The following is a 12,998-nucleotide window of genomic DNA, read 5'->3' as shown; positions in this document are numbered from 1 at the left end:
GCGCTTTAAGCGCTCGGTTTTTTACACCCTTCGAGTAACTGTTGCCAAAAATCGATACCCTTGCGCCTTGCTAAATTTATATTATGCTCAGGTATAGATTCGGGTTCGTTATAACTCTCAAGTGCTGCACTCATACTTGCTTCGCGAATTAAATGCAAAGTAGGAAAAGGGGAGCGATTAGTATAGTTTGCCGCATCGCTTGCATCGCTATCGGCAAATACATAATCGGGATGAAAATTAGCAATTTGATACTTACCTTCAAAACCTTGGGCTACTAACAGCGCGTTGGCTAAGTCAACCAAGTCTAAAAAGTCTTCAAAGTCGCTAAAGCCGTTATCAAACATAATAAGTGTGGTTTCGCGTGCAGCCTCTCGGTCAAGCTCAATACATTGCTCAAGCATGTCCATTACGGCATCGTCTATGCTGCTAGCAGGGCTTACAAAATAATGAATACAGTTATTTTCTACTTCTTTGCGGGCAAAGGGACAAAAGTTATATTTTACAATAACATTTGAAACCCATTCGCGGGTTTGGCTTATGGCTATGTTGGTCACGGTTTGGGCTCTAAATATTGATTAATAATGTTAAGTGTTTTTTGTATAGCACCTTGGTTATTGGCCACGCATTGCGCTGCTTTTTTACCTAAAGTTTGGCATGCTTTGCTGTTTTGATTTAATGCTATAAGTTGTTGTGTTAGCTCATCAGCATTATCAACCACAATAGCGCCTTTGAGCTTTATAAGCTCAGGGTAAATATGATCAAAGTTATAGGTATGCACCCCGCTGATAACGCCCACTGAAAATGCAGCTGATTCAAGTGGATTATGGCCACCACGGCGAATTAAACTGCCGCCAATAAAGCTCACATTAGCAGCGCCATATAAGTATTGCAGCTCGCCAAGCGTATCTGCTAACAAGACGTTTTCGTTATTATAATTATTATTGCTGCGACGACTAAAACTCAGTGTACTTTGCGTTAGTAAATCTGCAACCTTATCGAACTGTTCAGGATGGCGCGGCGCTATTATGAGTAACGCATTGGGTTGTTTTTCTAATAGATTTTTATGAGCGCTAATTACCTGCTCATGCTCGATAGGGTGAGTGGAGCCTGCAACCCATATAAAGCGCTGCTCTAAATTATAAAGCTGTTTGAGTGCAGTTACCTTAGTTAGTTGCTCTTGGGTAGGTGTAATATCAAATTTTATTGAACCTGTAACTTTACTTTTATGTGGCTCAAGGCCAAGCTCTATAAAGCGTTTGGCGTCAGTTTTATTATGACTGGCCAATACAGTGATAGAGCGCATAATAATATGCGTTAGCTTAGCTACTTTTTGATAACCCTGTTGCGATTTTTCAGACAAGCGAGCGTTTAAAACAAGTACCGGAATATTTCTATTGCGACTACTTGCCATAAGGTTGGGCCACAGTTCAGTTTCTAAAATACACAGGGCTTGTGGCTTTACTCGTTTTAAAAATCGGGCGGTTGCAAATGGAAAGTCCATAGGTAAGTAGCAGCAGGCTACCGTGTTTTTAAACTGCGTAATGATTTGCTCACGACCAGTAGGGGTGTTGCACGTTATAAGTATATTTAATTTAGGGTGCGCTTTTTGTACTGCTTTGATCAGGGGGGTAGCGGCGAGTACCTCACCTACAGATGCACAATGCACTAGCAGCGGCTTATTGTTATTGGCAAATAAAGACTTGTCCACAAAACCAAAGCGCTGTTTAAAGTACGCTCTATAACCTGGGTTTTTTTTACCGCGTAATACATATAAATAAAATACGATTAGTGGGCTAATAATCATTAATGCGAGTGAATAAAAAATGCGTGCCATACTAAGCTTTTATAAGGGTAAGTCGTCTTAGTTTAACGTGAAAATGATCAATTCTAAACACAGAAAAGATAAAATATGGTTTGTGTTCAGCTGCTACCCGATAAAATAATAATAACGCTATTCAAGTTAGCTCAAAATACCTGTTTCAGTAATATGTATATTGAGGTGATTTGGGTATAGATTTATGGAATAATGAAATTAATTTTTCCTGCCATTTCAATTCCTAGAGGAATTTACCATGTCAATTATCGATTCAGTAGCAACGAGTTACCTTGAGAGTTTAAATCGTCATTTAGCATTATTTGAAACGATGGAGGCTTATCATCAAGAGTCTATGCAATTGTTAGAAGTGTGCCATAGTGCATTACAAGCAGGCGGTAAGGTTGTTTGGCTTGGTAATGGTGGTAGTGCGGCCGATGCACAGCATTTAGCGGCAGAATTTGTAGTGCGTTATAAATTAGAGCGTGGTCCACTTGCATCTATGGCACTTACAACCGATACGTCAATTTTAACTGCGCACAGTAACGACTATCATTTTGACACTGTGTTTGAACGCCAAGTACAAGCCTTATGTAAACCAGAAGATTTAGTTATAGGGTTAACCACATCAGGTACAAGCGCCAATATTAATCTAGCGTTAGCAGCAGCGAATAAAATAGGGGCCTTTACCGTAGCATTAACGGGGCGTGATGGCGGTGAAGTTAAAAATATTGCCAAATTACCTATTATTATTAAAAACGATGAAACAGCGCGAATTCAAGAAGCACACATGTTTATTGGCCATTGGTTATGTGAAGCTATTGATATGGTAGTTGCGGAGCAGCAGTAATGGATTTATCGCTATTAAAAAACTTATCAGCCGCACGTATTTTGGTGGTTGGCGATGTAATGCTTGACCGTTATTGGTATGGTGATTCAGGGCGTATTTCCCCAGAAGCTCCGGTGCCGGTAGTTAAAGTAAGCAAATTAGAAGACAAAGCCGGTGGCGCAGCAAACGTGGCTAAAAATATAGCCCGATTAGATGGTAAAGTAGGCCTACTTGGCTTAATAGGCGAAGATGAAGGTGGACAGATACTAGAAGGTATTTTAGAAGGTGAAAAAATAAATTCACAGTTAGTAAGTGTATGCGACTTACCGACAATTTCTAAAATGCGAGTGATTAGCCGTCATCAACAAGTTGTACGGCTAGATCTAGAAGAGACGTTTACAGAGCAACACAGCCAGCTGTTATTAAACCGTTTAGAGCTAGTACTTGATGAGTACGATTTTATAGTGTTTTCTGATTACAATAAAGGTTCATTGAGCCTGATTGAAAACATGATAAGCCTAGCTAAAAAAGCAGGGAAAACAGTACTCGTTGATCCTAAGTCGTCTGATTTACATTTATATAGAGGTGCAGACTACATTACACCAAATTTAAATGAGTTTAAATTAGCGGGTGGGCAAACAGACTCAGAAGAGGGCTTGGCAACAAGTGCGCGTAAGCTCATAAGTGACGCAGGCATAAAAGCAATGTTGCTAACGCGTTCAGAGCAAGGAATGTCGTTAATTAGTGCGACTGAAAAATATGATTTTGCCGCGCAAGAGCTTGAAGTCAGTGATGTAACCGGCGCAGGCGATACAGTTATAGCAACTCTCGCCGTGATGCTAGGGGCGGGAATGACACCTAAAAATGCGGTGGAAATTGCTAACTTAGCAGCGGGCATTGCGGTGAGTAAATTAGGTGCGGCCACAGTGTCGCCAGAAGAACTTAGTCGTAAGCTGGGTCAATATTTACATGCCACTGGTGAGCATTATCAAACTCCGTTTGACGATGTGCTGCAGCATATAGAGTTTGCAAAACAAAATGGCGAAACAATTGTATTTACCAATGGCTGCTTTGATATTTTGCATGCTGGGCACGTACGCTATTTAGCACAAGCAAAAGCGCGTGGCGATAGATTAGTGGTGGGGCTAAATAACGATGCGTCTATATCACGATTAAAAGGCGCCGATAGGCCAATTAATCCGCTAGATGAAAGAGCTATGGTATTAAGTGCACTTTCCTCTGTTGATTGGGTTATTCCATTTGGTAGTGCGGATGAAAATGACACACCGGCTAAATTAATTGAGCAAATTAGCCCAGATATTTTAGTTAAAGGTGGCGACTACACGGTTGAACAAATAGCCGGTGCTGAGCATGTACTGCTTCACGGCGGAAAAGTTGAGGTGCTTGAGTTTTTAGATGGTTGCTCAACTTCAAAAGTGATTAGTAAGATTAAGCAGTAATTACGACGGTTATTAATGAATTAAAAAAGGGATGAAAACAGTGTTTTCATCCCTTTTTATTTGCACTTATTATCCTAGTTTAGGATAGCCAAAAATCCCGAATTTAAAAGTTATATTCATATTTAGCAAATGCAGATGTGTCGTTTTCTGCTGCATCGTTATTTGATGCAAAAGCGCCTAGCGTTAAGCGCCCACCCATAGCAAGTTGCCTGTAACGTATTTCAAGCTGTTTACTGTTATAAGCTGTTTTAGTAATGGTATTGCCTAAATCAGGGTTATTAGGGTAGCGATCGCGGTTATCATTGTTGTAATCAACATCGCGTAATTTAACTTGCCAATCATCTCCATTTGAAAGCTGGCCTAGCACAGTTAGTACTAGTGATTGCGCGTCATTATCAAATGTTGAACCTATGGTACGGCCATGGTAGCGGTAACCAGATTTGTAATCTGAATGCTCGTAATAGCAGTTTTCACTGCTTGATTCAGCAGAGCATGTTACGCCCGTATCTATGTACTCTACATTTACTAATACGTTTTGATCATAAATACGATGAGTAGTTTGTACACCAAATAAATAGGCTCTGTCGACAGGTTTAAACTTTGAGCTGGCATCTTCACCAATGGTACTTGCATAAATTGCGTACGGTTGGCTAAATAAAGTGTCAGACCAGCGAATATCTATACCCGCAAGTTGATTACCAATCTTAGATTTTAATTCATCATCACAAGTAGTAGTGCCATCTATACAAGCTGCTTCACCTGTCACTATATCAATAAAGTCACTCGCTGAACTAGGTTGGCCATCACCAGCCCATTGCGCTGACCAGCTCAGTGCAATTTCTAATTGCTGTAATGGTCTGAAATTAACGCGAGTACTCCACAGTAAAGCATCAGGAATTACACGAGTAGATTCTAACTGAGCCATTTGTGCGGTAAATCCCCATTGGCCTAACCAGCTTAGCCAAGGGGTTTCAAAGGCAGTACTTTGCTCACGAGTCACGCTCATTGCAGGCAATGGTTTAGCGTTGCCCGACATTATTAAACTATTATCAACCCCCGGGCCCCAAAACTGCTCTATGGCACCGGCTCTAAAAATCCAGTTACCTAAACGGTAAGCTATATAACTGCCATCAAAGGAGGTGTCATTACAGTCAGTAAGTGCTTGCTCATCTAGCACTATATCGTCTGCAGTTTTCCCTGTAACAAAACACTTCTTGCCATCATTGCGATAATTAACCGCTACTTTAGCGGCAAAACTGTCGCCTAAATAGGCGTAGGCAGCTGATGCTTCTGACTCTTGGGTATTAGTTGCGCCAAAACTGGTGGCAACAATAGTATCTGAACTTGCAAAAGCAGACAGTTGTACACTATGAGAGCCCGTATTTTCAGACTTGTAACGATGTTTTACCCGTAATAAAGCATCTTGCAAGTTTGGCGATAACTGGCCTAGGGGAGTGTTGTCTACTTCACTTATAAAGCTCTTCCACATTAGAGGGTAAGTGGTTACCGGGGCTAAAATAACGCCAGCATCGGCTAAAAGTTGAATATCAGCTCTTAACCCATAATCATCTGGTTTTACCCATGGCTCTGCGTTAACCGGCGCGCTCATTGCGCAAAAAAGTGAAGATAATATAAAAATTTTGTTTCGCAAAGTTCAGATCCTTGTGATTTAAATTACCTTAAGTTTAGCAATCAAAGCACTTTATTGCAGTAACTAAATGGGCGCAGTAAGGCTAAAAATAAGATAAAAAGGGTCGCTATCTATCGCTAAAACTATGTGATTGATATACTGAGTGTCAAATCGGAAATTGAGATTGTAATGAGCAAAAAACGACTTTTATTTATTCCTGTATCATCACCAGAGGGCATTGGTGAATATATGCGTTCACTTTTGCTAGCACAAACGCTAGAAAATGAATGCCCAGGGGATATAAATATCCACTTTATTTTAAACAAACATACGGCTTACGCTAGATGTTGCCCTTTTGAAACCACACTTTTAGAGAGATCGGCAACCAAAGAAACCAAAGCAGTTTGTCAATTTATTGAGCAATATAAACCTGATGTGGTGGTGTTTGATTGTGCTGGTCGTGCTGAGCATATGAAAGCGGCAAAAAAAGTGAGCGCAAAAGTTGTTTTCATTTCGCAACATGAGAAAAAGCGAGCCAAAGGATTAAAGCTTAATCGTATTGGTTTAATTGACGTGCACTGGGTAATACAGCCAGATTACTGCATCGAGCCACTTACATGGCTAGAAAAGCTTAAATTAAATACCTTTGCTTTAGCACCTCCGCATAATGTAGGTCCCTATACTGCGTTTGCCTCTGAGCAACAAAAGCAGCAAGTATTAAACGACTATGATTTAACAAAAAATGAATATTTTATAGTGAATGCAGGCTCAGGCGGACACACTTTAAACGGTCAAAATTGTGCTGATATTTATTTTCAAGCTGCACTGGCCATCACTCAACGTACCTCGCTAAAGGGGGTTGTTGTTTTTGGGCCCAATTACACCAAGCCGTTACCGCAAACTGATGAATTAATTTGCATACCAAGTCAGCAGGGTAGTGAGTTTTTGGCATTGTTAAGCCAAGCTAAAGTAGCGCTATTAAGTGCGGGCGATACATTATTACAAGCTATTGCGGTACAAACTCCTACAGTCGCTTGCGCTATATCAAAAGATCAAAGTAACCGTATTGCACGCTGCGTTACTACTGGCGTGGTAATAAAAGCTAAACTCGATATTTTAGACATAACCAATAAAGTAAATGAGATTATCACTGAACCTAATTATCAAAATATACTCAGTAACTACGCGTTATTTGCAAACGTGCATAGTTTTGATGTAATTAACCAAGGTGTAAAAGCATTATTATTTGGAAGTAAATAATGAATATAGTGATAGTAATTGATTCACTGGTTGGCGGTGGTGCTGAAAAAGTAATGCTTACTTTGGCTGAGCAAATAGCGACACTTAAACACAATGTGACTATTTTATCACTCGCTAATAGCGTTGAATACGATATCCCAAGTAACTTACAAGTTGAGAGCTTATTTACGGATAGAGCGTCGAAGGTTGACCGTTTTTGGCTACGAAAAGCAAGTGTCGCTAAATTAGAGTCGTGGTTTGAAAAAAAGAGAAGTGAAGTCGGGTACATTGACTTAGTACTGTCAAATTTAGATCGTAGTAATAACCTGCTTGCGCGTAGTAATGTAGAAAATGTCCATTTTGTTATGCATAACTCAGTAAATGCTGAGCTAGCAAGGCAAAAAAAATTAGGGCCTCTTTCTTATTTATACCTTAAAAAAAGTAAACAAAATTTAAATGGTAAATCACTCATTTGTGTATCCAAAGGGGTTGAAAATGAAATTACCCAAGGTAACTTAATTACTCCAAGTGCGATCACTACAATTTATAACCCATTCGATTTAAAAAAAATAAATCAGCAAGCCAGTGAGCTAAACACTAACATTCCTAATGTGCCTTACCTTATTCATGTTGGGCGATTAGCCAAGCAAAAACGTCACGATATTTTATTCGCAGCGTTTGCTAAGTTAGATAAAAAGTACAAACTAGTACTGTTATGTAACAAACCGACAAAGGCATTAAAACTTGCACAGCAATATGGAATTGCAGAGCAACTGATTGTGCCAGGGTTTGAGCAAAATCCGTATAATTGGATAAAACATGCCAAAGCGCTAGTATTAAGCTCAGATTTTGAAGGCTTGCCAACGGTATTAATAGAAGCACTTGCAGTCGGTACACCAGTGGTGAGCACTAACTGTACTTTTGGCCCCAGCGAAATACTAACAGGTACGCTAAGTAAGTATTTAGTGCCAATACAGCAAAGTGAGCAGTTAGCACGTGTAATTGAACAAGTGCTGGCAGATAAGCCAAACGTTACAAATGCAGCTATTTTACAACAAGTAAACGCAGAGCAAGTGGCTGCCAAGTACTTAGCTTTAGCTAACTAGCAGCTAAAGTAAATTAACGTTTAAGCTTTGTGTAACAAGCATACAAGGCTTGCCAATCGCTGGCTTGCCAGTTAAATACAGGGTTACGGCCTTGTTCTTTTAAAAATGAGCGCTTTAGGCGCTCCATATTACTTTGTTGCCATTGTAAGGCGGGCGTTTTAATTTCGCCGCGATCAAAGTCAATAATATATATCTGGCCAGTGTCATTAAATAAAATATTATTAATGTTTAAATCTGCGTGGTATACGCCTTTACGGTGAAATAGCGCAATGGTTGTTGCTATACTTGTTAATTCAGATTCAGTTAAAGCACGCTCAACGAGTATATCCAGTACACTTTTGGCACCTGTTACCGCCTCGGTAATAATATCACCGCGGTAAATTAACCCGCTTCGAGTCACTTTTGCAGCAATGGGAGTTGGTACATTTAAGCCAAGCTCAATTAACTGCGCCATTAAAGCAAACTCTTTATATACTCGCGTTTGCTCAAAGCCTAAATACAAGTATTGGTCACTGAGTAATTTACCGACCAAGCCACCGCGCCAATAATGTCTTAGCACAGCGGTTAGTTCATTATTTTTAAAAAACCACGCCATTGCGCGGCCTTTTTTAGCACCCACTATTTTATTTTGTTGCTGCCAGTAGTCGGCATTAAACCAGTTTAAATTAACCTGATTTTCATAACTAGGGTGGCTCAGCAGAGTATGCTTACCTTGGACGTGTTGTTTGAACATAGCTCACAGGTATTACTTAAATATGCGCCTATGTTAGCGCGTTTTAAAGCCGAGGATAAGTACTTGCAATAGCGCGATTATAATTTAAGATCGGGTTTTACTATTTAATGCCCAAGGAAACGCGTGACTTCAGTGCCTAACTACTCCTCTATTTGTATTTTAAGACTCTCTGCTATTGGCGATGTATGCCATGCTGTGAGTGCAGTACAAGCGATTCAAAAAGCGCATCCTAATGCAAAAATCACTTGGGTTATTGGCAAAGTAGAAGCTATGTTATTGGCTAACTTACCCGGTGTTGAGCTGGTGGTGTTTGATAAAAAACAAGGCCGCGTAGCACTGAAAAATTTAAAGCAAACTTTTAAAGGGCAAAACTTTGATGTACTGCTTAATATGCAGGTGGCATTAAGGGCCGGGTTTGTTGCACGTTGTATCCCTGCAAAAGTTAAAATAGGCTTTGATTGGGCGCGCTCAAAAGAGCTGCATAGCCTATTTATAAATAAACGCATTACAGCGCAGCCACATGCGCACGTGTTAGAAGGGTTTAAAGGCTTTGCTAAAGCCATTGGCGTAAATGATTATCAGCCAAGTTGGGAAATGCCTTATACACAGCAAGATCAAAACACAGCCGATGAATTACTCACTGCAGAATATTTATCTAATAAGCTGTTTGTTATCTCTCCAGCAGCAAGTAAAGCACAGCGTAATTGGCTTCCCGAACGTTATGCCGCGCTTGCTGATTATGCCCATCAGCAGGGATTTAAAGTGGCCTTGACCGGCGGCCCTACCGAGCTGGAAATAAACCTTGCCAATAATATTATTAAACACAGCCAACACAGCATTTTAAACCTAGTTGGTAAAACTAAGCTTAAAGAATTGTTGTGCGTGTTAAAACGCGCCAGTGTAGTACTAGCCCCAGATACTGGCCCTGCCCATATGGCAGTAACGGTAGGCACTCCTGTTATTGGGCTATATGCCCATTCAAACCCAGCGCGCACAGGGCCGTATTTATACCAAAACTATGTGGTTGAGGTATATCATCAAAACTTACTTAAACAAACGGGTAAAACAGCGCAGCAGCTGCCTTGGGGCACACGTATTAAAGGTGACGATTTAATGAGCCAAATTACCATTGATGCGGTAAAAGCTATGTTTGATCATGTTGTGCAAAAAGAGTCGTTATAATGAATCAATCACAAAAAAATAAAGCGCTATTTTTAGATAGAGATGGCGTAGTAAACGTTGATCATGGGTATGTGTATCAAAGTGAGCGGTTTGAATTTATCGAAGGAGTATTTAGCACGTGCAAGGCATTTTATGATGCCGGTTATAAAATTATTATTGTAACTAATCAGTCAGGTATTGGTCGTGGTTATTACACCGAGGCTGACTTTATAGCACTGACCAGCTGGATGAAAGCACAGTTTAGCGCACATCAGATATTGATAAGCGACGTTTATTTTTGCCCCCATCACCCTAAAAATGCATTGCCTGAGTATTTAAAACAGTGCGCTTGCAGAAAACCAGCCCCTGGTATGCTACTACAAGGTATTAGTGAGCATAATATCGATCCGCAGCAAAGTATTATGGTAGGCGATAAAAAAAGTGATATGCAAGCTGCAGAACAAGCTGGCATTGCCACGCGCGTATTGGTGCACTCTGGCCAGCAGTTTGATGACAGCGCCAAACAAACTGCAGATTTTATTTTCAATTCAATTAATGATTTACCAGCACTTTTATAAATTTAAATACGCCCCCAAATTCAGGCACTGTAAACTGGCAGGAATTGCTGCCAAATTTATAATTTGCGATGAACTGCAAACAGTGCATTTTATTCGTTAAACTTTTACAATACCCCACATAATAAACAGTAGCTTTGTTTTGCTGTTTAACCTGTTAAATCAAATGGAGACTAAAGATGAGAGCATCTGCTTTTTTTAGCCAGCTACAACAGCAAATTGAAGACGTAAAAACTGAAGGTTTGTATAAAAGCGAGCGTATTATTTTATCGCAGCAGCAAGCTCAAATTGAAGTTGCATCAGGCAAAGTAATTAACTTTTGTGCTAATAATTACCTAGGCTTAGCAAATAGCCCTGAGCTAATAAAAGCAGCGCAAGATGGCTTAGACGCACATGGTTTTGGTGTGGCCTCAGTACGCTTTATTTGTGGTACGCAAGATATTCACAAAACGTTAGAGAAAAAAATCAGTGAGTTTTTAGAAACAGAAGATACTATTTTATACTCATCGTGCTTTGATGCTAATACAGGTCTGTTTGAGACTATTTTAGGCGCAGAAGACGCGATTATTTCGGATTCACTTAATCATGCTTCAATTATCGATGGCGTACGTTTATGTAAAGCTAAGCGTTTTCGTTATGCTAATAACGATATGGCTGACCTTGAAAAGCAGCTTATTGCCGCGACCGAAGCAGGTGCTAAAACTAAGCTAATTGCTACAGATGGCGTGTTCTCTATGGATGGCGTTATTTGTGATTTAGCCACTGTGTGTGATTTAGCTGATAAATACGATGCATTAGTAATGGTTGACGACTCGCATGCTGTGGGCTTTGTTGGCGAAAATGGTAAAGGCACACCAGAGTATTGTAACGTGCTTGATCGCGTAGATATTATTACCGGTACCTTAGGTAAAGCATTGGGCGGTGCATCAGGTGGTTATACATCAGGTAAAAAAGAAATTGTTGAGTGGTTGCGTCAACGTTCGCGTCCTTACTTATTTTCAAATTCATTAGCTCCGGCAATTGTGACTGCATCGATTAAAGTGCTTGAAATGCTAGAAAGTGGTGGCGAGCTTCGCGCTAAGCTTTGGTCAAACGCTAAATACTTCCGCGAGCAAATGGAAGCAGCTGGCTTTACCTGTGGTGGTAAAGATCATGCCATTATTCCAGTTATGCTAGGCGATGCTAAAGTTGCATCATTAATGGCTGATAAGTTATTAGTTGAAGGTATTTATGTAACCGGTTTTTCATTCCCTGTTGTACCTAAAGGTCAGGCACGTATTCGTACCCAAATCTCAGCTGCACATAGCATTGAACAACTTGATACCGCCATTGCTGCCTTTACCCGTATTGGTAAAGAAATGGGCGTTATTTAATTTTATTGTAAACCGCGCTATAGCCGCGGTTTTTTAGTTGAGTGTGAATTATGAAAGCATTATCTAAATTAAAAGCAGAACCGGGTATTTGGATGACAGATGCGCCAAAACCAGAAGTTGGCCATAACGACCTGCTAATTAAAATTCGTAAAACTGCAATTTGTGGCACCGACGTTCATATTTATAAGTGGGACGAGTGGGCTCAAAAAACCATTCCTACACCTATGGTTGTTGGCCATGAGTATGTTGGCGAAGTGGTTGATATGGGCCAAGAAGTACGTGGTTTTAAGGTTGGCGACCGAGTATCTGGCGAAGGCCATATTACGTGTGGCCATTGTCGTAACTGTCGTGCAGGGCGCGTACATTTATGTCGTAACACCACAGGTGTAGGCGTAAATCGCGAAGGTGCATTTGCTGAATACTTAGTTATACCAGCGTTTAATGCGTTTAAAATTCCTGATAATATTTCAGACGAATTAGCATCAATTTTTGACCCTTTTGGTAATGCCGTACATACCGCGCTGTCGTTTGATTTAGTCGGCGAAGATGTATTAATTACTGGTGCAGGCCCCATTGGTATTATGGCAGCAGCAGTGGCAAAGCACGTAGGCGCACGTCACGTAGTTATTAGCGATGTAAACGAATACCGCTTAGAGCTAGCACGCAAAATGGGTGCAACACGCGCTGTTAACGTAGCCAACGAAAAGCTTGAAGATGTAATAAAAGAACTCGGTATGACTGAAGGCTTCGATATTGGCCTTGAAATGTCGGGTGTACCAAGTGCTTTTAATTCTATGCTAAATAATATGAACCATGGCGGTAAAGTTGCCATGCTAGGTATTCCACCATCAGATATGGCGGTAGACTGGAACCAAGTGATTTTTAAAGGCTTAGTGATCAAAGGTATTTATGGCCGTGAAATGTTCGAAACCTGGTATAAAATGGCAAGTCTTATTCAATCAGGTTTAGACTTAAACCCAATTATCACTCATCAATATTCAATAGACGACTTTCAAGCTGGTTTTGATATGATGATTTCAGGACAATCAGGCAAAGTGATACTAAACTGGGATTAATTT

Annotated in this window: 12 protein-coding genes; 8 read left to right on the top strand and 4 right to left on the bottom strand. The window is 40.3% G+C overall.

Features of this window, described 5'->3' with window-relative positions:
• Window positions 1-5 precede the first annotated feature (5 nt).
• Window positions 6-554, bottom strand: a complete 549-nt coding sequence (locus RB215_RS11405) for a DUF1415 domain-containing protein (protein ID WP_058373986.1) — start codon at window positions 552-554, stop codon at window positions 6-8.
• Entirely contained in the window at window positions 551-1,834 is a 1,284-nt protein-coding gene (waaA, locus tag RB215_RS11400) for a lipid IV(A) 3-deoxy-D-manno-octulosonic acid transferase (protein ID WP_309216418.1), read from the bottom strand. The genes RB215_RS11405 and waaA overlap by 4 nt, the downstream gene beginning before the upstream one ends.
• A gap of 238 nt (window positions 1,835-2,072) precedes the next feature.
• Here waaA and RB215_RS11395 point away from each other — a divergent pair, with 238 nt between their 5' ends.
• Window positions 2,073-2,663 (top strand): SIS domain-containing protein, encoded by a 591-nt coding sequence (locus RB215_RS11395; RefSeq protein WP_011328981.1) that lies wholly within the window; start codon window positions 2,073-2,075, stop codon window positions 2,661-2,663.
• A complete protein-coding gene (hldE, locus tag RB215_RS11390; RefSeq protein WP_011328980.1) occupies window positions 2,663-4,102 on the top strand; it encodes a bifunctional D-glycero-beta-D-manno-heptose-7-phosphate kinase/D-glycero-beta-D-manno-heptose 1-phosphate adenylyltransferase HldE in 1,440 nt (479 codons plus the stop codon). The genes RB215_RS11395 and hldE overlap by 1 nt, the downstream gene beginning before the upstream one ends.
• A gap of 103 nt (window positions 4,103-4,205) precedes the next feature.
• Here hldE and RB215_RS11385 read toward each other — a convergent pair whose 3' ends face one another.
• A complete protein-coding gene (locus RB215_RS11385) occupies window positions 4,206-5,711 on the bottom strand; it encodes a capsule assembly Wzi family protein (RefSeq protein ID WP_089368980.1) in 1,506 nt (501 codons plus the stop codon).
• A gap of 210 nt (window positions 5,712-5,921) precedes the next feature.
• Here RB215_RS11385 and RB215_RS11380 point away from each other — a divergent pair, with 210 nt between their 5' ends.
• Both RB215_RS11380 and RB215_RS11375 read left to right on the top strand, forming a co-directional pair.
• Window positions 5,922-6,992 carry a glycosyltransferase family 1 protein gene (locus tag RB215_RS11380; RefSeq protein WP_309216417.1) on the top strand — a complete coding sequence of 357 codons (1,071 nt, stop codon included), beginning with the start codon at window positions 5,922-5,924 and terminating at the stop codon, window positions 6,990-6,992.
• Window positions 6,992-8,077 carry a glycosyltransferase gene (locus tag RB215_RS11375; RefSeq protein WP_309216416.1) on the top strand — a complete coding sequence of 362 codons (1,086 nt, stop codon included), beginning with the start codon at window positions 6,992-6,994 and terminating at the stop codon, window positions 8,075-8,077. The genes RB215_RS11380 and RB215_RS11375 overlap by 1 nt, the downstream gene beginning before the upstream one ends.
• Before the next feature lie 13 nt (window positions 8,078-8,090).
• Here RB215_RS11375 and RB215_RS11370 read toward each other — a convergent pair whose 3' ends face one another.
• On the bottom strand, window positions 8,091-8,810 hold the full coding sequence (locus tag RB215_RS11370; protein ID WP_197182664.1) for a 3-deoxy-D-manno-octulosonic acid kinase: 720 nt from the start codon (window positions 8,808-8,810) through the stop codon (window positions 8,091-8,093).
• A 123-nt stretch (window positions 8,811-8,933) separates the two neighbouring features.
• Here RB215_RS11370 and RB215_RS11365 point away from each other — a divergent pair, with 123 nt between their 5' ends.
• The 4 genes from RB215_RS11365 to tdh all read left to right on the top strand — a co-directional run bounded on the left by RB215_RS11365 (window position 8,934) and on the right by tdh (window position 12,995).
• Window positions 8,934-9,992, top strand: coding sequence for a glycosyltransferase family 9 protein (locus RB215_RS11365; protein WP_309216415.1), 1,059 nt, complete (start codon window positions 8,934-8,936; stop codon window positions 9,990-9,992).
• A complete protein-coding gene (gene gmhB / locus RB215_RS11360; RefSeq protein ID WP_011328974.1) occupies window positions 9,992-10,549 on the top strand; it encodes a D-glycero-beta-D-manno-heptose 1,7-bisphosphate 7-phosphatase in 558 nt (185 codons plus the stop codon). The genes RB215_RS11365 and gmhB overlap by 1 nt, the downstream gene beginning before the upstream one ends.
• A 176-nt stretch (window positions 10,550-10,725) precedes the next feature.
• On the top strand, window positions 10,726-11,919 hold the full coding sequence (locus RB215_RS11355) for a glycine C-acetyltransferase (protein ID WP_011328973.1): 1,194 nt from the start codon (window positions 10,726-10,728) through the stop codon (window positions 11,917-11,919).
• Between the two features lie 50 nt (window positions 11,920-11,969).
• Window positions 11,970-12,995: an L-threonine 3-dehydrogenase gene (tdh, locus tag RB215_RS11350; RefSeq protein WP_011328972.1), complete on the top strand. Its 1,026-nt coding sequence runs from the start codon at window positions 11,970-11,972 to the stop codon at window positions 12,993-12,995.
• Window positions 12,996-12,998 lie beyond the last annotated feature (3 nt).

Source organism: Pseudoalteromonas sp. HL-AS2 (assembly GCF_031198805.1).
GTDB lineage: Bacteria > Pseudomonadota > Gammaproteobacteria > Enterobacterales > Alteromonadaceae > Pseudoalteromonas > Pseudoalteromonas nigrifaciens.
This window is presented reverse-complemented; position numbering and strand designations above follow the sequence as displayed.

Bases quoted from the DNA above. Each gene is read 5' to 3' on its own strand.
- waaA (WP_309216418.1), bottom strand. From the start codon at position 1,834: ATGGCACGCATTTTTTATTCACTCGCATTAATGATTATTAGCCCACTA.
- RB215_RS11395 (WP_011328981.1), top strand. From the start codon at position 2,073: ATGTCAATTATCGATTCAGTAGCAACGAGTTACCTTGAGAGTTTAAAT.
- hldE (WP_011328980.1), top strand. From the start codon at position 2,663: ATGGATTTATCGCTATTAAAAAACTTATCAGCCGCACGTATTTTGGTG.
- RB215_RS11385 (WP_089368980.1), bottom strand. From the start codon at position 5,711: ATGAGCGCGCCGGTTAACGCAGAGCCATGGGTAAAACCAGATGATTAT.
- RB215_RS11380 (WP_309216417.1), top strand. From the start codon at position 5,922: ATGAGCAAAAAACGACTTTTATTTATTCCTGTATCATCACCAGAGGGC.
- RB215_RS11375 (WP_309216416.1), top strand. From the start codon at position 6,992: ATGAATATAGTGATAGTAATTGATTCACTGGTTGGCGGTGGTGCTGAA.
- RB215_RS11370 (WP_197182664.1), bottom strand. From the start codon at position 8,810: ATGTTCAAACAACACGTCCAAGGTAAGCATACTCTGCTGAGCCACCCT.
- gmhB (WP_011328974.1), top strand. From the start codon at position 9,992: ATGAATCAATCACAAAAAAATAAAGCGCTATTTTTAGATAGAGATGGC.
- RB215_RS11355 (WP_011328973.1), top strand. From the start codon at position 10,726: ATGAGAGCATCTGCTTTTTTTAGCCAGCTACAACAGCAAATTGAAGAC.
- tdh (WP_011328972.1), top strand. From the start codon at position 11,970: ATGAAAGCATTATCTAAATTAAAAGCAGAACCGGGTATTTGGATGACA.